The following is a 24,642-nucleotide window of genomic DNA, read 5'->3' as shown; positions in this document are numbered from 1 at the left end:
GTTTTGAGCATATCTGTCGCCACCACGATAAAAAGAAACATCCAAGAGGCTTTAATGACCAACGATTTCAATCAATTGCTGCCCACCCTTGAACGCATTGCCGACGCGCTGGAACGCATGGCCCCACCTGCGCATAAAACCAATGACCTTGCCGCGGCTGATGCCTTTGTCTGGCAGGCCGAAAGCGGTTATCTGCAACCGGTGCGCAATGTGAACCGGATTGATATCGATCTTTTGCAGGGAATCGAACAGCAAAAGACGATTCTTTATAACAATACCAAACGGTTCGCCAATGGACTTCCGGCCAACAATGCGTTGCTTTGGGGCGCACGTGGCACCGGCAAAAGTTCGATCGTCAAGGCGATGCACGCCAAAATCAACACGGAAAAGGCTGGCGCATTAGCATTGGTCGAAATCCATCGCGAAGACATCCCGACCCTGCCCCATCTTCTGCATATTCTCGAAGAAAGCGGTCGCAAGACGGTTCTGTTCTGTGATGACCTCTCATTCGATTTGCAGGATGAATCCTACAAGTCGCTTAAGGCTGTGCTTGAAGGCGGCATCGAAGGCCGCCCCAACAATGTGATTTTCTATGCGACATCGAACCGTCGTCATTTGATGGCGCGCGATATGATCGAAAACGAACGATCAACCGCGATCAATCCGTCCGAGGCCGTCGAGGAAAAGGTATCCCTATCCGACCGCTTCGGCCTGTGGCTTGGCTTCCACAACATTTCACAGGATGTCTATTTCGAAATCATCGAAGGGTACGCCAAGGAATTCGGGCTTGATGTTCCGATTGAAGACCTACGTGCCCGAGCCAAGGAATGGACGGTCACACGTGGCAGTCGTTCAGGCCGCGTTGCATGGCAATTCATTCAGGAATTAGCCGGCGAAATGGGGAAAAAGCTTGGCTGACTGCCCAGGACAGCAGCGTATAAACAAAACGCCCGGAACATCAAGGTCCGGGCGTTTTGTTTATCGCGATACCATCATCTGTGGCAGGTATTTCATCGGGTCCGTGGATTTTCGTCCACGACGAATTTCAAAATGAAGTTGCGGCTGGTTAACGGCACCCGTGCTGCCGACACTTGAAATCTTCTGACCGCGCTCGACAACGTCGCCGCGTGCCACCATCGGATTTTCCGTATGGGCATAGGCTGTCACATAATCATCAGCATGCTTGATCAGGATCAGATTGCCAAAGCCGCGCAACTCATTCCCGACATAGGTCACAACGCCATTATCCGCAGCAAGGATCGGCGTACCACGCGCAGCCTTGATGTTGATTCCGTCATTGTAAAGACCGCCCGTGCTGGCACCGTATTTAAGAACAATGTCACCGCGAACCGGCCAGACAAAGCCCTTGCGATTGTCGGGTTCGGCAATAACGACATTCTTACGAACTGCACTGCCTTGCCCCGCAACCGGTGTTGCTTCGGGCATCTGGCGGGTATCGTTATTCCAGCTATTGGCAGATGCGTAACGCTGTTCGGCGCGCGCGGCGAAATCCTGTGGCTTCAGGCCAGGCGTCGGGATGCTGCCGCCGTTATTCGGACTAATACGCGCGGTTTGAACCGTTGACGAGCGTTCGGGTACGGCCGCCGTTTCAGATGTACCAAGCGGCACACTGACAACTTCGCGCTTGCCGCCGATGGTGACGGTCTTACGCGGCGCGGAGCTTGTTGAACTTGGTGTCGTCGATGATGACCGGCTTGCAATTGCAGTCTGGCTGTTACTGTCATAAGACGGATCCCAAGGCGGCAGCACAAGCCGCTGTCCCGGATAGATCACATAAGGCTTCGCCAATTTGTTTCGCTCGGTAAAACGGCCAAAATCGCTGCGATACCGGTTGGCAAGCCCCGAAACAGTATCACCCGGTTCGACCGTAATAACCCGCTCACCATTTTTGAGATTTGGCATGCTATAGGGGCTGTAAGTCGCACCTTCGCCGTAAACTACTGGCACAGGGACGGAATTAAGCAAACAGCCGCCAAGCGCTGCGGTTGTCCCACAGACAAGCGCCAGCGTCCGTATTCTTCGAACTGCCTGTTTGACACTATTTTCCATCATAGAAAACATTGTCTGCGATCAGCCGTTAACAATCCGTAATCAGATGCAGCAATCGGCTCAGAATTCTTCGGTACCCGGCAACATCGGAACGAAACGTACCGGCATCAGTTCGGTTACATCAATCCCGGTGGGGGTCCGCAAAACCCGCAAAAGCAGTTGCGTGTGGGATACCTCGCCCACCGGCACGACCATGATCCCGCCAATCGCCAACTGATCGACCAGCACCGGCGGTACATCTTGTGCTGCCGCAGTCACGATAATACGATCAAACGGTGCCTGCGCCTTCCAGCCAAGCCCGCCATCACCATGCAGGGTCGAAATCGTATGCAACCCCAATTCGCGGAATTTGTCTTCCGCCTCACGCAGAAGCGGCTTGTGCCGTTCAAGCGTGTAAACCCGGCGTGCCAGCTTGGCGAGGATAGCGGCCTGATAGCCCGACCCGGTACCGACCTCAAGCACCTTCATCCGGTCATTCAGCTCAAGCGCCTGCGTCATCAGGGCGACGATATAGGGCTGTGAAATCGTCTGGCCCTTGCTGATCGGAAGGGCGACATTTTCCCATGCCCGGCTAACAAACGGCTCGGCGACGAAAATTTCGCGCGGGATGCTGGCCAGCGCACGTAAAACGTCCTCGTCATGGATCCCGTCATTGCGCAGGATCGCAAGCAGATGTTCGATTTCAGCTTCTCGGGCAATGACAGGCTCGTTCACGGAAATGCCTTCGTCAGTTTTGCGTGCGTCTCGTAATGCGTGAAATCGAGACTGATCGGAGTTACCGAAATATCGCCCCTCTCAATGACCCGCAAGTCCGCATTTTCATCCTTGGGCAATTCCGACTTGATCGCACCGATCCAATAATAAGGCTCTCCGCGCGGATCAAGGCGTTCGGCAATATGATCGCCAATCTTGCGCTGCCCCTGCCGGGAAACTTCGATCCGGGCACCGCCGTCACGTTCGGCTTCCGGGAAATTGACGTTAATCAGAACGCCACGTGGCCAAGTCGTGTGAATAAGGGTTTCCGCAACCGGTAAAAGGTGCTTTTCCGCAACCGACCAGTCGATCAGATTGCCGGAAAAAAACTGGGAAAAGGCAATTGCAGGCACATTCAGCAACGTTGCTTCCATCGCGGCCGCAACCGTACCGGAATAGGTCACATCCTCGCCAAGGTTGCCACCCCGGTTGATCCCCGAAAGAACAATATCGGGCGGACTGTCACGCATGATTTGCTGAAGAGCCAGCAGAACACAATCGGTTGGCGTTCCGTCGACAGAAAAATGTCGCTCGTCACGTTTGCGGATCCGCAACGGATGGCGCAGGGTAAGCGAATGCCCAGCCCCGCTTTTCTCGGTCGTCGGTGCGACAACCCAAACATCATCGGAAAGCGAACAGGCAAGCTTTTCCAAAAGCCGAATCCCCGGCGCATCAATCCCGTCATCGTTGCTGATCAGGATGCGGGCATTTTTCAGATCGACCATATCGCCCCCTATCCGCGCGGTGAAATCACCTCGACACCGCCCATATAGGGCTTCAATGCATCCGGCACACGAATTGAACCATCTGCCTGCTGATAGTTTTCCATCACCGCAATCAGGCAACGCCCAACAGCAAGCCCCGATCCATTCAGGGTATGAACAAAACTGGTTTTCTTGTCGCCAGCGGCACGATAACGCGCATTCATGCGCCGTGCCTGGAAATCACCGGTGTTAGAACAGGATGAAATTTCACGATATTTACCCTGCCCCGGAAGCCAGACTTCAATATCAAATGTTTTGCGCGCGGCAAAACCTATATCGCCTGAACACAGAACCACCGTCCTGTAGGGAAGACCGAGACGTTCAAGAACGGTCTCCGCACAGCGGGTTTTTCGATCAAGTTCCTCGTTCGATTTTTCGGCGGCCACAACCGACACCATTTCAACCTTTGAAAACTGATGCTGGCGGATCATGCCGCGCGTATCACGCCCGGCCGAACCGGCTTCCGAGCGGAAACACTGGGTCAATGCGGTATAGCGCAGCGGCAATGCGGCTTCGTCGATAATCTCGCCCGCGACCTGATTGGTAAGCGTCACTTCCGACGTCGGGATCAGCCACATGTCATTGGTGGTTCTGAACGAATCTTCGGCAAACTTCGGTAACTGACCGGTGCCAAACATCGCATCATCGCGTACCAGCATCGGCGTGATGGTTTCTTCATAACCATGCTCGTTTACATGCAGGTCCAGCATGAACTGACCCAATGCCCGTTCAAGCTTTGCCAAGCCACCACGCAAAATAACAAAACGCGAACCCGAAAGTTTAGCCGCAGTTTCGAAATCCATCATGCCAAGCTTGTCGCCGATCTCGAAATGTTCAAGCGGCTTGAAGTCAAATTCGCCGGGAATTCCCCATTTGCGAACTTCAACATTGTCTTCTTCGCTTTCGCCTGCCGGAACTTCCTCATCGATAACGTTCGGAAGCGACGACAGCAAAAGATCAAGCTGCTCGTTTAAACCGGCCTGCCCGTCTTCGGCATCCTTGATCCGGTCTTTGAGTTTACCCATCTCGGCCATCAGTTCGTCAGCATCGCCGCCACTCTGGCGCAATTTGCCAATTTCACCGGAAATGGATTTGCGGCGCGCCAGCATTTCCTGATGTTCAGTCATCAGGCGACGACGGTCTGCATCGATATCGATCAGACGCTGGGCGGTCATTTCGACCTTGCGCGCGGTCATCGCCGCGTCAAAGGCCTCGGGGTTGTCACGAATCCATTTAATGTCGTGCATGAAACGGCACCTTGTTATTCAGCTATGCGGGCAATTATTCGGGCTTTTATACGATGGGGTGGACGCTTGGTCCACCCCGTCAGATCGGTCATTCGAGAACCGGACAATTCAATCAGCGCGCGCTGTTGAAATCATCCTCGTCATCGTCGCCTTTCGCGGATCCCAAAGATCGGGATGACGAAGGCGTATCAGATTTTGGCGCAGAACCTGCAAGCGCTTTGAAATCGGTCTTGTCATCTGCTTTGCCATCATCGTCCCCGTAATCAGCAGCTGCCGCAGCCGAACTCTGGGTATCGACGTCGTCTTTATTGTGATCGGTATCCTCATCGTCATCGTCAAGCTCGGCATCTTCTTCCGCTTCGCGCTTGGCACGTTTACGTTCCGACATCCGCGCCATCAGGATCGAAATTTCATAAAGAATGATGATGGGGATTGCCAGGCCAACCTGCGAAATCAGATCCGGCGGCGTCAGCACTGCGGCAAACACAAAGGCGATCACAACCGCATATTTGCGCCGCTTGGCAAGCGAAGATGCGGTTACGATACCAGCGCGCGCCATTAGTGTCAGCAATACCGGCAGTTGGAAACACAGGCCAAACGCAAAAATAAGCTTCATCACCAGCGCAAGATATTCGCCGACCTTGGCTTCAAGCTGAATGGCAAGTCCCGATGCCCCGCCTGCACTTTCGAAACTAAGGAAGAATTTCCACGCCAGCGGCATGATCAGGTAGTAAACCAGTGCCCCGCCCGCAAGGAACAGGATCGGCGTCGCAAACAGGAACGGCATGAATGCCGAACGTTCATTCTTGTATAGTCCCGGCGCGACAAAGGCCCATAACTGGCCAAGAAAGACCGGTGCGGAAACAAAACAGGCCGCAAAGAACGAGACCTTCACATAGGTGAAGAACACCTCGGTCAATGCGGTATAGATCATGCGCCGGTCCGGCCCCATGACGTCAGCAAGGGGCTTTACGAGGAACCCGTAAATATCTTCGACGAAATAATAACAAATACCGAAAGTGATAAAGAGTGCCAGAACCGCCCATGTCAGACGGTTCCGAAGCTCGATCAGATGCTCCATGATCGGCATCTGCTTGTCATCCGACTGCATGTTCACGCCTGGCTCTCCGGATGATCAGTCTTCTTATCCGCAGCAGCAGGTTTTGCCGATGCCGCGGCATCGGTCTTCGGTGCTGTGGTTTTGGTTTCCGATTTGCTGTCGGTTTCGCTTTCGGCAGTTTTATCTGCCGGTTTTGCCTGTTTTGGCTTGGTTTTCGGCTCGGCAATCTTGTTTTCGATGAAGTCTGATGTGCTCGAACGTGCATCGGTGACCTGCTTGCGCAGATCATCAAGTTCGGCTTCACGAATCAGATTATCGATACCGCCCTGAAATTCGCGCGCCATACCGCGCACTTTTTTCCAGTACCCGGCAAGCTTGTAAAGCACATGGGGCAAGTCCTTGGGGCCGACGACGAACAACGCGACGACGGCCACAAGTGCCATTTCGGTCCAGCCGATATCAAACATGGAACACGCCTATCTGAAGGAAATCCGACAGACGATCAGGATTTCACGGAATCCTTGTCTTTGCTTTCAGCAGAAACCGAAGCAGACGTGTTGTTTTCGATGGTTTTGGCCGAAGCAGCACTGTCTTCGTCTTTTTCGTTTATGCCTGCTTTGAAGCTCTTGATCCCTTTACCCATGTCACCCATGACTTTCGGCAGTTTGCCGGCACCAAAGATGATCAGGACAATCGCCAGAATCAGAACGATTTGCCAAACGCCAATACCCATAACTTCTATCTCCAAAGATCCAATCTGCCATCCGGCGAGAATGCCCGGATAATGGCAGAAAGCCCCCCACTGTGCAATGCAACGATTGTGAATATACCGTGCACCGCTACGAACCTGTATGTTTGTTTCTTAGTCTCATCGGACCTGTTTCGCGTTGAAATTGGCCTAATTCATAGGAAACACAAAGGTCATGTCAGGATCAAGCGTAATAGCGACCGACCCCTGATTTACTGACGAAAGTCTGCGTGGCACGCGCGCATGGACATGCCCGCCCGCATGAAGCGATAAATGCATCAGACTGATTTCACCAAGTGACCGCACAGCATCGACCCGCGCCAGAATATCATGTCCATTCATGGCATCGGCAATCTGCAATCCTTCCGGGCGCACCAGAACTTCAACCGGTGTTCCGTCATCAAGATCACCCTGCGCCACATCACCAAGCGGCGTCGTCACAATCCCACCCTGCACAGTTCCGGGGAAACGGTTAACCTCGCCAAAGAAAGATGCAACAAAACGATTTTGCGGATTGAAATAAAGGTCTTCTGGGGTGCCATCCTGCATCACCTGCCCTTCATTCATGATGATAATCCGATCCGCCATATACATCGCTTCTTCCGGATCATGGGTCACCATGATGGTTGCGATCCCGGCATTTTTCAAAACATGCAGCGTGGTATCACGAAGTTCGGCCCGGCGTGCGACATCAAGCCCCGAAAACGGCTCGTCTAGCAGCATCACGCGCGGTGTTGGCGCCAGAGCTCGGGCAAGTGCAATCCGCTGTTGCTGCCCGCCGGATAATTCGTGGGGATAGGCATTGTAATAATCTGCCATACCGACCTGCCGAAGCGCACGTTGGACCGCTTCCTTGCGTTCAATCTCATTTGATGAACGCAGACCGAACCCGATATTCTTGGCAACGCTCAGATGCGGAAACAGGGCGTAATCCTGAAACACCATACCGACACCGCGTTTTTCGGGTTCAAGATATTCCCCGGGCCGCGCTACAAGCTGATCATTAATGGAAACGCTGCCTTGCTGAAGCTTTTCAAGCCCTGCGGCAATACGCAATGCAGTAGTCTTGCCACATCCCGAGGGCCCCAAAAGGCAAACCAGTTCGCCGGGCGCAACGTCAAAGCTTATGTCTTTGAGAACCTTGGTACTACCGAAATCATGGCTGACATTGGACATTCTCAAGCCGTCGGGCATCAGATCTCTCTTTATTCTTTTGCCGGGAAACCCTGCAATTAAGTTGCAAAATCTTTCCCAGATTTAATCCTACCCAACAGCGCATGCAAGAAGCTGGATCAAAGAAGCATGATAAAAGATGTGAATGGGTCCGATTTAACGGTTCTCCGCGTCGTATTCTTCTTCCAGATTGGGATTATCGCTGTAGATGGTTTCATCAAGATCGGCCAGATTACGGGTCGTAAGAGCTTCTTCGACAACAGCATCGGTAACTTCGCCATCATCAACCAGATCGGGCAATGCTTCCTCGTCGGAACTAGCACCGTATCGGCCCATGCCAGGACGGCTATCAAGCAATCCAGCGGCCTTCAAATCGGCAAGTCCCGGCAGATCGTCACGATGTTCAAGCCCGAAATGATCCAGAAAATCATCCGTCGTCGCCCAAAGAACCGGACGGCCCGGCACACGTTTGCGCCCCTTCGGACGGATCCATTTCGCTTCCAGCAGAATATCAAGCGTCCCCTTGGACAGAGCCACACCACGAATTTCTTCAATTTCGGAACGTGTAACCGGCTCGTGATAGGCAATGATCGCCAGCGTTTCGAGCGTTGCACGCGTCATTTTCTTTGCTTTTTCGACCTCGATATGAAGATCACCTGCCAAATCAGCCGCAGTGCGAAATGCCCATTTTTCACCTACACGATTCAGATTTATCCCACGCTCTGAATAGTTTGCCTGCAGTTCTTCAAGCAAAAGGGAAACATCTGAACCTTCGGGCAAACGCGCAGCAAGAACCCGTTCACTGACCGGTTCCGCAGACGCAAACAGCACAGCTTCAACAATTCGAAGGTGCTGAAAGTCGATTTGAGGACCGTGTTCGATACCATCGATTTCAAACTGCGGGTCGGTTACTGTCTCATTCACCATTATTATCCATCCCTGCCCCGGATTTGGCTCTTAGCTTGTCCATATCGCTGTAATCCCCGGATGTGATGTCCAATTCAGGATCGCGTCTTTTTTGCGGTGACCTTAGCATGATCGGGCCAAACACCTGCTCTTGCGAGATTTCCAATTCGCCATCGCGGCACATTTCAAGGCTGGCAACAAAATGCGCAGCCAGTGCCGACCGTGCCTTCAAAGGCGTGCCAAGACCATGTGGCATGAATTCCAGAAGCTTTGTCCATGTCGGTACAACCCGTCGCCCGAACAGATCGCGCAACCTCCGGATTGCATCGTCCATCGCATAAAGATCGAATGCCTCAATCTCCAATGTCTTGGATTCAGATGTCAGCATGATCTGCGCATAGGCTTTCAACAGGTCATAAAGCGACGCATCATAAACCGACGCCGTCGTGACCCGGACTTCCTCCGGATCACCCCGGCCAAAGAAATCACGCCCGAGGTTGGGCCGCTCCAGCAGTTTCTCACCGGCAGCTTTCATCGCTTCCAGCCGCTTCAGCTGGAAGGCCAGAAGCTCTGCCATTTCCTCTGCACTGAGCTCTTCCTCGTCGGACTCCTGCTTTGGTAGCAACAACCGAGATTTCAGATAAGCCAGCCACGCCGCCATCACCAGATAATCGGCCGCCAGTTCCAATCGCAATTCACGCGCGGTATTAATGAAAGTCAGATACTGCTCGGCAAGCTCCAGGATCGAAATCCTGATGATGTCGACTTTCTGGTCGCGTGCCAGCTCCAGCAAAAGGTCAAGCGGCCCTTCAAACCCGTCCAGATCCAGCATAAGGCGTTCAGCAAGACTTGGCCCATCATCAACGGGTGCCTTGTCAAATACCTCGTCCGGAATATCGAGTTCGAACTGTTTGGCCATAATCCCCCCGGACCGTCCGCCTCATATCAGGCGAAAATACCGGCCAGAAAATCAACAAGTGCAGATGCAGGCTCAATCACCAGCCAGTGGAATATCGGCAGATTAACGCCAAGAAGCCCCGTGACGTAGGGCAACAGGAAGATCAGCGCAATCAGAAGGATCATGCCGGTTTTTTCCATGCGCGCCAAGACCCGCGCAATTGGCATTGGCGATATCGCCGTCAGAACCCGCCCACCATCCAATGGCGGAATTGGCAGCATGTTAAACACCGCCAGAATGCAGTTCAGCCAGATCGACTGCTGTAACGTCGTTGCCAGCCAGTCATTGACCGCCGGCGAAAATGACGGCAACCCAACCAGTAATAGAATTGATGCAATTGCCAATGCGACATTGGTTGCGGGCCCGGCAACCGCCACCCCGATTACACCAAGACGTTGCGGATGCAAACGATGGAACGCGACCGGGACCGGCTTGGCATAACCAAACAGGAACGGCGCACCGGTCAGCAACAGCAAACCGGGAATCAGAATAGTCCCCACCGGATCAATATGGCGGATCGGGTTCAGGCTAAGCCGCCCGGCGCGTTGCGCTGTATCATCCCCGAACAGCTTGGCTGCAAAGCCGTGCGCGGCTTCGTGCAAAGTCACCGCCAGCAATACCGGCAACACCCACGTAGACGCGGAAATGATAATCTCGATAATGTCGTTCACCTATTCAGCTTCCCTTACGCCTGCTCGCCAGCCGACCAGACCGGTGATAGCAATTCAGCCAGTCGGGCCTGCCAATCGGCAATCTGCGCCGAGGGTGGCTGTGTAATATTAAAACCTGCGATCTGATTGCTCAGCAATTGCGAACGTGTCAGCGCCTCACCGGCAAGTTTCGGGGCCATGGATACGACTTCCTCCATTTCCGTGCGCTTGCCATTGCAATGAAGGGCAATGTCGCACCCGGCGGCAAGGCATTCGTGAGTCCGACTGGCAATCGATCCACCAAGCGCTTCCATTGATAGATCATCACTGATCAGAAGGTTTTCAAACCCGATATCACCGCGGACAATTTCGGAAATGACCTTGGCCGATACGGTTCCCGGCCGTTGATCATCAATCGCGGTAAACAGCAAATGGGCCGACATCGCTGCAACCACATCCTTCATCTGACGGAACGGTTCGAAATCAAGGCGACTCAGTTCTTCGCGCGACGCGGTCACGATCGGCAAATCCTTGTGACTGTCGACCGATGCACGCCCGTGACCTGGAATATGTTTGATGACCGGTGCGATCCCGCCGTCCAGCAACCCGGCGGCAACCGCACTTGCCAATGGCACAATCTGTTCCACCGTCGAACCATAGGAACGGTCGCCAACCACGTCGCTCATACCAGGGAATCGGATATCAAGTACCGGCGCACAGGTGATGTTAAACCCCGCATCACGCAAATCTGCCGCCATCAGGCGCGCATTGATATATGCGGCTTCGCGGGCATTTTCAGGTGCTGTTTCAAACAATTGACCAAACACACCAGCCGCAGGGATTTTGCGCCAGTGCGGCGGCTTGAGGCGCATGACGCGCCCACCTTCCTGATCAACAAAAATCGGCACATTGATATTGCCAACAACTTCGCGCAGTTGATTGTTCAACGCCTTGACATGCTTCAGATCCGTGACATTACGGGCAAACAGGATAAAGCCATAGGGATCAGCTTCACGAAAGAAGCCCTTTTCCCAATTGCTTAGTTCTGTACCTTCAACACCCAGAATACAGGCACGCGGTTTTCTTACCTCAAGGCCGGACAATCAGACACCCCACATTGCGTTGTTTCAAGTTGCCACAAAGCGTTTCAGCCGCAGCAGCGTCCGGCAAAGGACCGGCTTGCAAACGATAGAACACACCCTTTTCACCAAGGTCTGCACGTTTCAGATACATCTGAAGACTACCAAGCAAGTCCTTGTTTTTAGAAGACAATCTTTTCCATTCCGCTTCGGCCCCCGACGTATCGCGAACTGACGCCAACTGAATGCGGAAGTCTTTCTCCGATACGCCGCTGGCGTTGGTGGCAGCCGGTGCTGCGGCCTGTTCCTTGACCTTGGCAACAGCGATTGCTTTTTCTGCATCGCTTGGTGCGGCAATTGCTGTTTCAGCTGGAGTTTTCGCAGACGCATTTACATCTTTGCCCGAACCGATCTGCGCTGCATTTGCGACAATCTCGGCCTCCGGTGTCTGTTCGATCACCGCTGGTTCTCCCGTATTATCGGGGGATGGTATGACATCGGGCACCTTTGGCATATCAGGCAGTTCCTGAAGAACCACCTGATCCTCGGGCTGGTTACTATCAAGCTGTTCATAAATCGTTGTATCCCGGTGGGGAACTTCCATTCCGCCGGGATCATCCGGTCGCAACTTGATCGGCAGTGGATCTGGCAAAAGGATTGGCAATTTGCCTTCTTCCTGTGCTGGCTGCCCCTGATTATATAACCAGTAACCGGCCCCGCCCAGACCACCACCAATAATCACAAGACCAAGAACGATGGTTCCCACCCCTTTCGCCAAGCCGCCGCCTAGGGCTTTTTTGCCAGCCCCTTGATAACGCTGCTCCGCTCTAAGGCCGAAACCCTGTTCTTCGTTCATCGTGATTACATCTCCTCGAGCGGGGCAACGCCCAAGACATCAAGACCGGACGCAATAACCAATGCGGCAGCACGGATCATGGCAAGGCGCGCCTGCGTCACCGCCAGATCATCGGCAACGATGAAACGCAATGCGGTATTGTCACGCCCCTTGTTCCACAAGGCGTGGAATTCGGCAGCAATTTCGCTCAGGAAGAATGCGATACGATGTGGCTCATGTGCAACGGCGGCCTGTTCAACAATGCGCGGCCATTCAGCCATCCGACGCACCAGCATCTTTTCATCTTCCGACACCAAAGCCGATAGATCGGCCCCGACCAGTGCCGCATCCGAGAAATCCTGATTAGGGAACGCTTCGCGCGCCTGACGGAATACCGAATTAACGCGGGCATGGGCGTATTGAACGTAAAATACCGGGTTGTCTTTGGACTGTTCGGTCACTTTGGCAAAGTCAAAATCAAGCGTCGCGTCGTTCTTGCGCGTCAACATGATGAACCGCACGACATCCTTACCAACGCGTTCAACCACATCACGCAGGGTCACGAACGTTCCGGCACGTTTGGACATTTTAACCGGCTCACCATTGTCAAATAGGCTGACCAATTGGCAAAGCTTGACATCAAGGTCGCCCTCGCCGCCCGTAATCGCCTTGGTCGCGGCTTTCATACGTTTGACGTAACCGCCATGATCAGCACCGAAAATATCGATCATGTGGTTGAAACCACGTTCGTATTTGTCAAAGTGATAGGCAATATCGGACGCAAAATAGGTCCAACTGCCATCCGACTTTTTCAGAGGGCGGTCAACATCATCACCAAATTCAGTCGCCCGGAACAGCGTCTGCGGGCGCGGTTCCCAATCATCGGGCGTTTTGCCTTTTGGCGGTTCCAGAACGCCGACATAAATGTCGCCCTTTTTCTCCAGATGCTCGAACGCGGCCTGCACCTTGCCTGCGGCAACAAGTCCGGCTTCAGACGTAAAGACGTCGTGATCAACGCCCAGAAGACGCAAGTCTTCCTTGATCAATGCCATCATCTCGACAATGGCAAAACCTCGGAACTCTTCCAGCCAATTTTCCTCGGGGGCTTCGACCCATTTGTTGCCGTCACGCGCCGCAAGCTTTTTGCCCGGTGCCACCAGATAATCGCCCGGATAAAGACCAGCCGGAATTTCATCGATGGTTTCGCCAAGTGCTTCGCGGTAACGCAGATGCAGGGATCGCGCCAGAACATCGACCTGCGCACCGGCATCGTTGATGTAATATTCCTTGGTCACGTCGTAACCGGCCTTGGCCAGCAGATTTGCCAGAACATCACCGACAACCGCCCCGCGGCAATGGCCGACATGCATCGGGCCGGTCGGATTGGCCGATACATATTCGACATTCATCTTGGTGTTTGCACCAAGATTGCTGTTGCCATAGGTCTTGCCGTTTTCAAGCACTTCGGTGATCTGCGACAACCAGAAATCATCGGCCATTCGCAGATTGATGAAACCGGGCCCGGCGATCTCGACCTGTTCGATATGATCTAGCGTGCTGAGTTTTTCAGCAAGTTTTTCTGCCAGATCACGTGGCTTCATCCCCGCAGCCTTGGAAAGCAGCATCGCGGCATTGGTCGCGGCATCGCCATGCGCGGCATCGCGCGGCGGTTCGACCGTGATACGTGCGGTATCGCTGCCAGCGGGCAGAACGCCGTCTTTTTCAAGGGCGAGAATCTGGTTCTCGATGTCGCTTTTCAACAGGCTGAAAACATTCATCACTTTTGGTCTTTGCAAATTTCGTTCATGGTCTATCACAACCATTTTGATGTGGCTGTTTTGGGACATTTCGCATCAAAACGCAAGCAACCGCTTGGTTGCCGTGCTCTCAGGTTTTGACATTTCTGCCATGCACGCTAAATAGACCCTTAAGGAACGCGATCAGGCTGTGTTAAAGTTGCCACCATGATCGTCAATATACCCGTTGGGTTGCCCGTGAATATCCAGTAACTGGAATATTTCGGGATAGCACAATCAAGGAGTGTCGAATGACGGAAACTGCCCGGCAGGTCCAGATGACCGAAAGTGCCGCAAAACGTATTCAGGAACTGATTGCTAGCGATGGCAAGTCGGGCCTGATGTTGCGTCTTCAGGTTTCCGGTGGCGGGTGTAGCGGTTTTCAGTATGAATTCTCGCTCGATTCCGACAAGACCGATGAAGACCACATTTTCGAAAATCACGGCGCGAAAATGGTGATTGATGACGTATCGCTCGATCTTCTCGGTGGTGCGGAAATCGATTTTGTCCGCGAATTGGTTGGTGCTGCGTTTCGTGTGAATAATCCAAACGCAACATCATCTTGCGGTTGCGGATCCAGTTTCTCAGTTTGATCCGCATCGGAAAAACGATTTATAAAACGGGGTTCGTGTTTCACGGACCCCGTTTTTGTTTGGACATAATGCTGTTATGTCTGTGCATAAAGCCGCAAAATTCATCCTGAACATCGAGGCCCGCATGAAAATCGCCACCTGGAACGTCAACTCGATCAAGGCTCGCCTGCCCAATATCCTTGAATGGCTTGGCGACGCAAAGCCCGATGTTGTCCTGCTTCAGGAAACCAAAACTGTCGATGACGGCTTCCCAGCCATGGAAATCGAGGATCTTGGCTATAACATCGCCCTGCACGGCCAGAAGACCTATAATGGGGTGGCGATCCTGTCAAAATTCCCGATTGAAGATGTCGAACGCGGCCTGCCGGGCAATGACAACGACGAACAGGCACGCTATATCGAAGCCACTATATCGGGAAATCGTCCGATTCGTGTGGCATCGATCTACGTCCCGATGGGAAGCGAGGTCGGATCGGAGAAATTCGAATATAAGCTGAACTTCCTGGATCGCCTGATCAAGCGTTTTGAGAAAATCCGTGAAAGTGGCGACGCCGCCGTTATGGGCGGTGACTACAACATCGCGCCGGATGACTCGGATGTTTACGACCCGATCAAGCTGCACGAAACCGTTCTATGTTCGACCGTGGAACGCAAAAAACTGCGAACCATGATGAATATGGGCTACACCGACGCATTCCGGACCTTCAATCCGCAGGGCCACCAATATAGCTGGTGGGATTACCGTGCGGGGGCGTGGAACAAGGATAACGGGCTTCGCATTGATCACCTGCTGTTGACTCCGGCCGCAGCCGACCGGCTCAGCGCATCGGATATTGATCGCGACCCGCGCGCCAAGGAAAAGGCATCGGATCACACCCCGGTCTGGTGCATGATCGACGACTGATCAAGGATCGTTCGCGGCCCGGCGAGACAAAGTCATCGAACGCAAAAGGCAGCAGAAAAACTCTGCTGCCTTTCAGCTTGAGCAAAGCATAAAGCAAGCCTTGCCAAGTGCGCAAATTTGTCGGGCTACTCGCTCGCCAAGGGCCCAAGAAGCGCAAAGTCAGATTAAACTCTCACCCCCAGACGGTCCCTGTCTGACATATTTATTCCGCTGCAAGCTGTAAAACGCCGCGATAGGCAACGATATCTTCGATGCTGATCACAACAATGTCGTGCTGCTGTGCGTAGGCAATCAGTTCCGGTAAACGCGCCATTGTGCCGTCCGGATTGGTGACTTCGCAAAGAACACCTGCCGGTTTAAAGCCCGCCAGACGCATCAGATCAACCGTTCCTTCGGTATGACCGCGGCGTTCCAGAACCCCCCCTGCACGCGCACGTAACGGGAATACATGCCCCGGACGGGCAAGGTCATCCGGCTTTGCTCCATCGGCAATTGCGGTTTTGACCGTGGTCACGCGATCAGCAGCGGAAACACCGGTGGTCACGCCAACCTTTGCCTCGATGGAAACGGTAAAACCGGTTCCCATGCTCGACGTGTTGTTTGCAACCATCGGCGGTAAATCAAGTGCAGTTGCCATTTCATCGGTCAGACACAGGCAGACAATGCCGCTGCAATCGCGGATCAGCATCGCCATCTGTTCATTGGTCAGATTTTCTGCGGAAAAAATAAGATCGCCTTCATTTTCGCGATCTTCATCATCGACAACCAGAACCCCCTTGCCATTGCGCAAATCCGAAAGTGCACGTTCCATACGTGCAATCGGATCGCCAAATATCGAAAGTTCCGGTTCCTGATGAACACTCTGATTCATAACGGTTCTCCGTTTAAGGAGCTTACGAATCAAGGCATCAAAAGAAAGGCCTGCACGCACGACAAAGCCGCACGCCAGTCATAGGCTGACGACAACAGGTTCCCCCGTTATCCGCCACGCTTTATCCTCTCCCATCCGGACTGTTACCGTCGGCTCCGGAATCTCACCGGATCTGCTGACCCTGCCAAATTGCTTTGGCAGGCGCTCGCGGGCTTCCCTGAAATCAGGATTACCGCCGGTCAGGAATTTCACCCTGCCCTGAGAATAAGCGCCGTGTTTCAACGACATGCCTGACCACCATGATCAGGCTTGTTCACTTTAGAAAATGGAAAGATTGTTGTCAAACCCCCTATACAGGGTGTCAGTGGAAACACTGTGTTGCCGGGTAGTAGGGCGACAAGGTCAAATCTCGGCCAGAATTTTCCCAGCCCTGAAATGAAATTCGCAACCATTTTTGCGTAATTCGCGCGGTGCCCACTGACATACAGCACATTTACGATCCGAAGTGGTATTACGCGATTTACATTCCTTATGCAGGTATTTACCCAAAAGCGCGTCGATGTAGCTTCCCTGAAACGCATCCACACCAAGGCTTCGGCCCATGCGCAGTGCCGTGCGACTGTCACACCGGGTCAGAATCAGGTTGCGGTCGGCAAAAACAGAAGCAAATTCGCGAAGCCTGTCTGTCGCGTCAGCCCGTTTGGAGCCGATAATGTTCTGATCCCAGATCACCTTGACGAAATCGACATTGATCTTTTGAGGCGACAGGAATTCAAGCGATGGCAAGGTGATACGATCAAGCCCCACACGCACGCCAGCAGAATGCAGCAGATTGCAGGCATCTTCGAATTCCCACCAATCTGAAATCGCATTTTCAAGCGAGATTTCAATCGCCAGATTTTCAGCAAAACGACTGTCTTCCGAGCCCAGAAACTCGGCAAAGCGATCACTGAATACCGTTTGCACCATCATATTCAGATGCAAGGTATCCGGCAGCATTTGAGGGGCCAGACTTTTGGTGACATCCATCACCTTCTCATCAAGCACGCGCGACAGGATTTCAACCTCGCCCGGGCCTTCCAGAAGGAAACTGGCAAGATGGTGGTGACGCAGATAATCCAGCGAACAATAAAGTTCATGGCCAAGGATTTCGCGACGGCTGTCGTGAAATTCCAGAATAGCCTGACGGCGACAGGAATCGAAAACCGCTTCATCAGTGATGGCAGAACGCAGCATTTCGGCCATATCAAAGCGTTGCAGGCTTTCGTTTGGAAAATGGTTTTCTTCAGGAAGCCCCAACAAACCAAACATTGCCTTGCGGTCTTCTGGCCAGGAAAATTCGTTCCAAAGCTTTTGCGGGATGTCGCCCAAACCCTGTCGATGGATAACGTCCTTGAGCGTTTCGGTCACACTGGTCAAAAACGTATCGGTTTCACCAAACGATTTGGATGGACGAATAAAAGCGACCATACCGTTTTCAAGACGATATTCTTGGGTCTTTTCAGGCAGATGATGAAATGCATCACGCGAAATATCCTGATAATCCTGCGGTTCAAGGCGCAAGGATACGGGGATATTCAAAATTGCAACAATCGACCGCTTGCCATTGGCCCCGTGTTTGCGCAGGTTTTCAACGAACCTTGCTAAGGTCAGTTCCGATTTTGTTGAAGACGCGGTCATGTGCATTCCCGTCAAAAGGCGTGGGAAACGAAAATGCCCGATTGAAGTTAATTTTAGTTAAACATCTATACCAAGGCATAGTGATTTTTCAAAATCACTCACCAATTGCATAGCGTGATCGTGTTTCGCCTGATCAAAGTCAAAAGCAACGCCATCAATCGAGCGAACAAACCTTATTCCCTGCAATGCGTTACAGACAAAAACCAAATCCATTGACAGCAGGTCTTTCAGATCGATAGACGCCTCGTGGACGGCAACCGCCTGATCTCGACACCAATCAATGACGAATTTCCGTGCCAACCCGGCAAGAATTCCGCAATTGGCAGGTGCAGTATAAAACGTGTTGTCACGAATCCCGAACAGGTTGGCGATTGTTGTTTCCGCGACAGAACCATCAACAGAAAGAACGAGTGCCTCTTCCGCGCCACAAGCGGCGACTTCCTGTCGCGCCGCTATATTGTCGAGATAGTTAAGGCTTTTGACCTTGCCTGCAATCGACCACGGATTGCGCCGAACCCGTTTTGACGTCGCAAGGATCAATCCCTCATCCTTTGCCGCTTTGGCAAAGGGAGACGCCGTTATCAGAACCGTGGGGTGGCAATCCTGGGGTGGTAACAACCCGCGCGGGCCGCTACCACGCGTAACGGTCAGGCGGATAACCGCTTCATTCCCACCGAGTTCCATACAAAGCGATGCGATAGCCTGGGCAATTGTTTGGGCATTTGGCAATAATATCGGATCAAGCCCGATTAATTCGGCATGGCTGGTCAGACGATCAAGATGCCGATCAAGCCAGGCAACCCTGCCTTTATGGGCCCGCATGGTTTCAAAAAAACCATCTCCCAACAGCAATCCCCGATCCGTGACGGCAATATGCGCATCCGTCTGACCAATGATATTGCCATTAAGCCAGACTTTCGTCACGACGCAGCCTTTCGCGGAACGGTCGCACCGGCAATGGCAAGGAAGTTAGACAACAAATCATGTCCCTGCTCGGTCAAGACGGCTTCGGGATGGAATTGGACACCAAAGATCGGCAGATCCCGATGTGCAAAAGCCATGATTTCGCCGTCCGGTCCCGTCGCGGTCTGAACCAAAGTGCCATCCAGCGGAAGATCAACAACCAGAGAGTGATAGCGCGTTACCATCAGCGGAGATTTGATACCGTTAAACAGTGCCGAACCATTGTGATCAATTGCCGATGTCATGCCATGTACCGGCCGGTTTGCGCGCTTTACGACGCCACCAAATGCCCGCGCAATCGACTGATGCCCCAGGCAGACCCCCAGCATCGGGTAATCGCCGGATAATTTGGTAATCAGGTCGATACTGTTTCCCGCTTCATCCGGGCCGCATGGTCCGGGGGAAAAGACGATGGCATCGGGATTCAACCGACGTACTTCATCAACATCAATCCGATCATTGCGCACGACATCAACCTTCTGTCCAAGCTCCACGAAATAGCGCGCCAGATTGAAAACAAAGGAATCGTAATTGTCGATCAGCAGGATCATTTCAACCCGATCCGTCCATGAGTGCGTTGATGATAATGCATAAGGTCAACCATCTTACACCGCATAGGGCCGGATCCCCAATGCTTCGAATATCTTGGCGGCCTTGACCAGCGTCTCATCATATTCAGCAGCGGGAATGCTATCGGCGACGATTCCACCACCTACATTGAACGCCATGCGACCGCCATTTACACAAATGCTTCGGATCGCAATATTGGTATCCATGCTGCCATTAAAGCCGATAAAGCCGATTGCTCCGCAATACGCACCACGCGTCGATCCTTCAAGTTCGGTAATGATTTCCATTGCGCGGATTTTTGGTGCGCCTGTAATCGAACCGCCCGGGAAACAGGCTGCTAGCAAATCGACAGCAGACTTGCCATCCAGCAATTCCCCGGTCACAGTCGAAACCAAATGATGGACATTTGCATAACTCTCAAGCGTACAAATCTGCGGCGTCTTTACGCTATGCGGCTTGCATACTTTCGATAAATCGTTACGCAGAAGATCAACAATCATAATATTTTCTGCGCGATCTTTCGCAGATAACATCAATTCCTGTGCGAGTTCGGCATCCTCTACAGGCATGGCCCCGCGCCTGCGTGTGCCCTTGATCGGTCTGGTTTCCACCTGCCCATCCGCGACCTTCAGAAACCGCTCGGGCGAATTGGACAGGACTGCCACATCGCCAAAATTCAGGAAGGCCCCGAATGGTGCCGGACTGGCAAGGCTGAGGCGGCGATAAAGGTCAAACCGTTTGGGAATGACATCATAAGCATATTCGGCCCGGAAACTTTGCGACAGGTTAGCCTGAAAAATATCCCCGGCATGGATGTAATCAACGACGGTCTGCACGGCACCTTCGTAGCCGACACGATCAAAATTCGACTGCCACGGCATGATATCTGGCGTATGAGGAATTTCGGGCGTTTCAAGCATTGGCCGTGCAAACCGAAGGTACTTACGAATAATCCCGATGCGATCAGCCGCACGTTTTTTCCGTGCAGTCGGCGATGTTTCGGGAATCCCCGTCGAAATAAGCCACATGCGGCGATCAAGTTGATCGAATGCGATGACAAGGTCATAGATGCCAACCGCCATGTCGGGCATGTTGAGCCAATCCTGCGGAGCTTGGGGAAGCGTTTCGAGCTGTTGGGCAAGCTCATAACCGAAATAACCGACAGCCCCTCCCTGAAACGGGGGTAAATCCGGACCGGCTTCCACGCGATAGCGCTCCATCAGATCGGCAAGAACCGCGAAGGGATCACCGGGAACGGGAAAACCGTCAAGCTTCACCTGCCCATTCTTGGCAGTCAGTTTATGCAACGGCGATGCAACAACATAAGCAAAGCGGTCCCGGTCACCGGAATCAAGAAAATGACTGTCTGCGAACCCGGCAAAGGCACCGTAGGCATCAAGCGGTTCGATATAAGGGCATTCTTCAATCAGCATTTTACGGTTCGGCCCATCATCGGGATAAAGTTGCGTCAGATCGCGAGATAACGGTTGGTCGCCAATTTATGCGATTCTATAACTCTGGCGAGGATGAATTTCAAAATTCGTCAAAGATCAGAGTGAATGAAACGCAAAAGGGCCAATCCGATGGACTGGCCCTTTGACGTGATCACAACAACCGGAATTACATCGCCGCGATGCGGGCGTGAGCTTCCTGAAGTTTGGCAAGGGTATCGCGCGCTTCTTCAAGCTTGGCTTTTTCGGTCGCGACAATATGTTCAGGCGCACGGCTGACGAAACTTTCGTTCGACAATTTGCCTTCCTGACCCTTGATATATTTGGTTTTGCCGTCGATTTCCTTCTCAAGGCGCGACTTTTCGGCCACGACATCGATGAAATCGGCAACCGAAACGAAGACGGTTACACCGTCAACGACGGTCTGAATGGCCCCTTTGGCGATGGCTTCAACATCGCCCTGCCCTTTGAATTCAACCACAGCCACACGTGCCAGACGTTTAACCTGGGCTTCCTGCGCGGATACGGCTGCCTTCATTGCATCGGATGCATCGACCAGATAGATCGGAACCTCAGCCGCAGGCGGTACGTTCATTTCGGAACGAACACCACGAATATTACCGATCAGGCGGATGGCAAGATCGATTTCATCTTCGGCGGCACGGTCAATCAGTGCATCGTCGAATTTCGGATAAGCCTGCGACATCAGAAGCGTCGCACGATTATCAGCCGACTTTTCCCAAAGTTCTTCGGTGATATAGGGCATGATCGGGTGCAGGATCAAAAGAATCTGATCCAGAACCCATGCAGTCACAGCCCGGATTTCGGCTTTGGCGTCTTCGTCCTGGCCCATAAGGACCGGTTTTGCAAGTTCCAGATACCAGTCGCAGAAAGTGCCCCAGACAAACTGATAAGCACCGTTCGCGGCATCATTGAAACGATAGCTTTCGATGCCCGATGAAACGGTTTTTGCCGCCTCGGCGGTCTTACCGACAATCCAGCGCGCCAGTGTCGAACTGACATTGGCAGGATTGAACCCGTCGACCGGTTTGCATTCGTTCATTTCAGCGAAACGTGCCGCATTCCAAAGCTTGGTCGCGAAGTTGCGGTAACCTTCAACGCGGGACGCTGCAAGCTTGATATCGCGGCCCTGAGCCGCCAGTGCCGTCAGGGTCAGACGCAGCGCGTCACAGCCATATTCGTCAATCAGTTCCAGCGGATCAATTACGTTGCCCTTGGATTTCGACATCTTCTGACCATGTTCGTCACGGACCAGCGCATGGATATAGACATCCTTGAACGGAACTTTACCGTCCATGAAATGCATGCCCATCATGATCATGCGGGCAACCCAGAAGAAGATGATGTCAAAACCGGTAACCAGCACATCGCCCGGATAATATTTATCAAGTTCCGGCGTTTTATCCGGCCAGCCAAGGGTCGAGAATGGCCATAATGCCGATGAGAACCACGTATCAAGAACGTCGGTTTCCTGGGTAAGTTCAACATCCTTGCCGAAATGCGCTTTGGCTGCGGCCAATGCTTCTTCTTCGGTTTCCTCGACAAATATTTCACCGTCCGGACCGAACCATGCCGGAATGCGATGTCCCCACCAAAGCTGACGCGATATGCACCATGGCTGGATATTGCGCATCCATTCAAAATAGGTGTTTTCCCAGTTTTTGGGCACAAATTTGATACGACCGTCTTCAACTGCCTCGGTCGCCGGTTTGGCCAGAACTTCGGCATTCACGAACCACTGATCGGTCAGGTACGGCTCGATCACGACGTTTGACCGGTCACCATATGGCACCATGTGAACGGTGTCTTCGATCTTTTCCAGCAGACCGAGTTCTTCCATTTTGGCAACGATCAGTTCGCGTGCCTTGAACCGATCCAGACCACGATATTCTTCCGGCGCGTCATCATTGATGCGCGCATGATCATCCATGATGTTGATTTTTTCGAGATCATTGCGTTTGCCGACTTCAAAGTCGTTGAAATCATGCGCTGGGGTGATTTTAACGGCGCCCGATCCCTTTTCAGGATCGGCATATTCATCGGCAACGATTTTGATGCGGCGTCCCACGATTGGCAGAATGCAGTACTGACCAATCAGATCCTTGTAACGTTCATCATCAGGATGAACCGCAACACCGGTATCACCCAGCATGGTTTCCGGACGCGTGGTCGCAACGGTGATGAACTCGCCTTCCTTGCCCTCAATCGGGTATTTGAAGTGCCAGTAATGGCCTTTGACTTCTTTCTGAACGACTTCAAGATCGGAAATCGCGGTCAGAAGTTTCGGGTCCCAGTTGACCAGACGCTTGTCACGGTAAATAAGTCCCTGTTTGTGCAGGGTAACGAATACCTTGCGAACAGCAGCCGACAGACCATCGTCCATGGTAAAGCGTTCACGTGGCCAATCGGGCGATGCGCCAAGACGGCGAAGCTGATTGGTGATCGTGCCGCCGGATTTTTCTTTCCATTCCCAAACTTTTTCTATGAACTTTTCGCGGCCAAGGTCATGACGCGTCACGTTTTGTTCGCCAAGCTGGCGTTCAACGACCATCTGTGTCGCGATACCGGCATGGTCGGTACCGGGCTGCCACAGCGTATCCTTGCCCGACATCCGGTTATAGCGCACCAGAATATCCTGAAGCGTAAAGGTCAGTGCATGCCCCATATGGAGGCTGCCGGTTACGTTGGGCGGCGGCATCATGATGACATAGGGATTTGCACCTGATGCCGGATCGGCGGCAAACGCCCCCGATTTTTCCCATTTATCGTAAAGTCTGCCTTCAACGTCGGCCGGGCTGTATGTCTTCTCCAACATGGTCTTTTGATCCGCTGCGGGTTTTATCACTGTACAAAGAAAAAGCGGCGCACCGTTGGCGCGCCGCTGTAAATCATATTTCGGCTCGCCTACAGGTCTTCGGCGCGGTTCACAATCCGCTCGATTTCCTTTTTCACAAGGCGTTCGATCATATAGGGAAGGTTTTCGTCAAGCCATTCCTTAAGCAACGGACGCAGCATATCGCGCACAAGGTCTTCAAGCGTGATATGACCAGCGTTAAGGCCAAGGGCGACGGCACGTTTCTTTGCAACGGCTTGCGCCAAATCCGAGATGGTTCCGGTTGCCGTGTTTTCGGTAGCACGGGAAATCAGCGGCTCGTCATCTTCGTCGTCCTCGTAGACCGTAGGCATTGCCGGTTCGGGTTCCGGTTCGTCGAAGTCATCCATCAGATCGGGTTCAGGTTCTTCGAATTCGTCTTCTTCCGGGGTTTCATCGAAATCGAGCATATCGTCGAGTTCGAGCTCTTCCTCGGGCTCGTCAAGCTCAAGCTCTTCCGGTTCTTCATCGAATTCAAGTTCTTCGGGCTCTTCATCAAGTTCGAGCTCGTCGATCTCTTCTTCAATTTCCGGTTCGGGCTCTGGTTCCGGCATCGGTTCTGGTTCAGGAGCGGCCTGTTTCTTGTCATCATCCCCTTCATCAGCAAGAATCTTGCGGATGGACTGGAGGATGTCCTCCATTGAAGGTTCTTGTTGCCCGTCACTCATTTTTTATCTT

24 protein-coding genes and 1 riboswitch are annotated in these 24,642 nt (G+C 52.8%); of the genes, 3 read left to right on the top strand and 21 right to left on the bottom strand.

Annotation, left to right across the window (positions count from 1 at the left end):
* The first annotated feature begins 54 nt into the window (after nt 1-54).
* Complete coding sequence (locus IT971_RS09975; protein WP_037992528.1) at nt 55-918, top strand: ATP-binding protein; 864 nt, start codon at nt 55-57, stop codon at nt 916-918.
* A 60-nt stretch (nt 919-978) separates the two neighbouring features.
* Here the strand turns inward: IT971_RS09975 and IT971_RS09970 are convergent, their stop codons facing one another.
* The 14 genes from IT971_RS09970 to argS form a co-directional block, all read right to left on the bottom strand.
* On the bottom strand, nt 979-2,073 hold the full coding sequence (locus IT971_RS09970; RefSeq protein WP_223305092.1) for a peptidoglycan DD-metalloendopeptidase family protein: 1,095 nt from the start codon (nt 2,071-2,073) through the stop codon (nt 979-981).
* A gap of 57 nt (nt 2,074-2,130) precedes the next feature.
* The gene (locus tag IT971_RS09965; RefSeq protein ID WP_037992525.1) at nt 2,131-2,784 is read right to left on the bottom strand and encodes a protein-L-isoaspartate(D-aspartate) O-methyltransferase; all 654 of its coding nucleotides are present in this window, start codon (nt 2,782-2,784) and stop codon (nt 2,131-2,133) included.
* Nucleotides 2,781-3,548: a 5'/3'-nucleotidase SurE gene (gene surE / locus IT971_RS09960; RefSeq protein WP_063094099.1), complete on the bottom strand. Its 768-nt coding sequence runs from the start codon at nt 3,546-3,548 to the stop codon at nt 2,781-2,783. Before surE ends, IT971_RS09965 begins: the two co-directional genes overlap by 4 nt.
* Nucleotides 3,549-3,556: 8 nt before the next feature.
* Nucleotides 3,557-4,834: a serine--tRNA ligase gene (serS, locus tag IT971_RS09955; protein WP_063094097.1), complete on the bottom strand. Its 1,278-nt coding sequence runs from the start codon at nt 4,832-4,834 to the stop codon at nt 3,557-3,559.
* 112 nt (nt 4,835-4,946) lie between these two features.
* Nucleotides 4,947-5,945 (bottom strand): twin-arginine translocase subunit TatC, encoded by a 999-nt coding sequence (tatC, locus tag IT971_RS09950; protein WP_306460226.1) that lies wholly within the window; start codon nt 5,943-5,945, stop codon nt 4,947-4,949.
* A gap of 2 nt (nt 5,946-5,947) precedes the next feature.
* Nucleotides 5,948-6,361 (bottom strand): Sec-independent protein translocase protein TatB, encoded by a 414-nt coding sequence (gene tatB, locus IT971_RS09945; protein ID WP_063094093.1) that lies wholly within the window; start codon nt 6,359-6,361, stop codon nt 5,948-5,950.
* Nucleotides 6,362-6,396: 35 nt separating this feature from the next.
* A complete protein-coding gene (gene tatA / locus IT971_RS09940; protein WP_007089633.1) occupies nt 6,397-6,627 on the bottom strand; it encodes a twin-arginine translocase TatA/TatE family subunit in 231 nt (76 codons plus the stop codon).
* 165 nt (nt 6,628-6,792) lie between these two features.
* Nucleotides 6,793-7,836, bottom strand: a complete 1,044-nt coding sequence (locus tag IT971_RS09935; protein ID WP_063094091.1) for an ABC transporter ATP-binding protein — start codon at nt 7,834-7,836, stop codon at nt 6,793-6,795.
* A gap of 135 nt (nt 7,837-7,971) precedes the next feature.
* Nucleotides 7,972-8,742 (bottom strand): SMC-Scp complex subunit ScpB, encoded by a 771-nt coding sequence (scpB, locus tag IT971_RS09930; RefSeq protein WP_063094090.1) that lies wholly within the window; start codon nt 8,740-8,742, stop codon nt 7,972-7,974.
* Nucleotides 8,732-9,640: a ScpA family protein gene (locus tag IT971_RS09925; RefSeq protein ID WP_063094088.1), complete on the bottom strand. Its 909-nt coding sequence runs from the start codon at nt 9,638-9,640 to the stop codon at nt 8,732-8,734. Before IT971_RS09925 ends, scpB begins: the two co-directional genes overlap by 11 nt.
* A gap of 26 nt (nt 9,641-9,666) precedes the next feature.
* Nucleotides 9,667-10,350, bottom strand: coding sequence for a site-2 protease family protein (locus IT971_RS09920; RefSeq protein ID WP_007089637.1), 684 nt, complete (start codon nt 10,348-10,350; stop codon nt 9,667-9,669).
* Between the two features lie 14 nt (nt 10,351-10,364).
* A complete protein-coding gene (gene nagZ, locus IT971_RS09915; RefSeq protein ID WP_063094085.1) occupies nt 10,365-11,432 on the bottom strand; it encodes a beta-N-acetylhexosaminidase in 1,068 nt (355 codons plus the stop codon).
* Nucleotides 11,419-12,264: an SPOR domain-containing protein gene (locus IT971_RS09910; RefSeq protein ID WP_063094083.1), complete on the bottom strand. Its 846-nt coding sequence runs from the start codon at nt 12,262-12,264 to the stop codon at nt 11,419-11,421. The genes nagZ and IT971_RS09910 overlap by 14 nt, the downstream gene beginning before the upstream one ends.
* Nucleotides 12,265-12,269: 5 nt before the next feature.
* A complete protein-coding gene (gene argS / locus IT971_RS09905; protein WP_063094081.1) occupies nt 12,270-14,021 on the bottom strand; it encodes an arginine--tRNA ligase in 1,752 nt (583 codons plus the stop codon).
* A gap of 269 nt (nt 14,022-14,290) precedes the next feature.
* Here argS and erpA point away from each other — a divergent pair, with 269 nt between their 5' ends.
* On the top strand, nt 14,291-14,632 hold the full coding sequence (erpA, locus tag IT971_RS09900; RefSeq protein ID WP_007089641.1) for an iron-sulfur cluster insertion protein ErpA: 342 nt from the start codon (nt 14,291-14,293) through the stop codon (nt 14,630-14,632).
* A 76-nt stretch (nt 14,633-14,708) separates the two neighbouring features.
* Complete coding sequence (xth, locus tag IT971_RS09895; RefSeq protein WP_082822696.1) at nt 14,709-15,536, top strand: exodeoxyribonuclease III; 828 nt, start codon at nt 14,709-14,711, stop codon at nt 15,534-15,536.
* Between the two features lie 202 nt (nt 15,537-15,738).
* Here the strand turns inward: xth and ribB are convergent, their stop codons facing one another.
* The 7 genes from ribB to IT971_RS09860 form a co-directional block, all read right to left on the bottom strand.
* A complete protein-coding gene (ribB, locus tag IT971_RS09890; RefSeq protein WP_007089643.1) occupies nt 15,739-16,407 on the bottom strand; it encodes a 3,4-dihydroxy-2-butanone-4-phosphate synthase in 669 nt (222 codons plus the stop codon).
* A 119-nt stretch (nt 16,408-16,526) separates the two neighbouring features.
* A riboswitch (FMN riboswitch) is annotated at nt 16,527-16,677 on the bottom strand.
* Between the two features lie 132 nt (nt 16,678-16,809).
* On the bottom strand, nt 16,810-18,087 hold the full coding sequence (locus IT971_RS09885; RefSeq protein WP_063094079.1) for an EAL domain-containing protein: 1,278 nt from the start codon (nt 18,085-18,087) through the stop codon (nt 16,810-16,812).
* A gap of 57 nt (nt 18,088-18,144) precedes the next feature.
* The gene (locus tag IT971_RS09880) at nt 18,145-19,011 is read right to left on the bottom strand and encodes an aminotransferase class IV (protein ID WP_063094077.1); all 867 of its coding nucleotides are present in this window, start codon (nt 19,009-19,011) and stop codon (nt 18,145-18,147) included.
* Entirely contained in the window at nt 19,008-19,601 is a 594-nt protein-coding gene (locus IT971_RS09875; RefSeq protein ID WP_063094075.1) for an aminodeoxychorismate/anthranilate synthase component II, read from the bottom strand. The genes IT971_RS09880 and IT971_RS09875 overlap by 4 nt, the downstream gene beginning before the upstream one ends.
* A 54-nt stretch (nt 19,602-19,655) precedes the next feature.
* Nucleotides 19,656-21,053 carry an aminodeoxychorismate synthase component I gene (pabB, locus tag IT971_RS09870; protein ID WP_063094073.1) on the bottom strand — a complete coding sequence of 466 codons (1,398 nt, stop codon included), beginning with the start codon at nt 21,051-21,053 and terminating at the stop codon, nt 19,656-19,658.
* A 187-nt stretch (nt 21,054-21,240) separates the two neighbouring features.
* A complete protein-coding gene (locus IT971_RS09865) occupies nt 21,241-23,907 on the bottom strand; it encodes a valine--tRNA ligase (protein ID WP_063094071.1) in 2,667 nt (888 codons plus the stop codon).
* Between the two features lie 89 nt (nt 23,908-23,996).
* Nucleotides 23,997-24,605: a DUF2497 domain-containing protein gene (locus IT971_RS09860; protein ID WP_007089650.1), complete on the bottom strand. Its 609-nt coding sequence runs from the start codon at nt 24,603-24,605 to the stop codon at nt 23,997-23,999.
* Nucleotides 24,606-24,642 lie beyond the last annotated feature (37 nt).

The sequence above is a fragment of the Thalassospira sp. B30-1 genome, from assembly GCF_015767575.1.
GTDB classification, from domain to species: domain Bacteria; phylum Pseudomonadota; class Alphaproteobacteria; order Rhodospirillales; family Thalassospiraceae; genus Thalassospira; species Thalassospira xiamenensis.
This window is presented reverse-complemented; position numbering and strand designations above follow the sequence as displayed.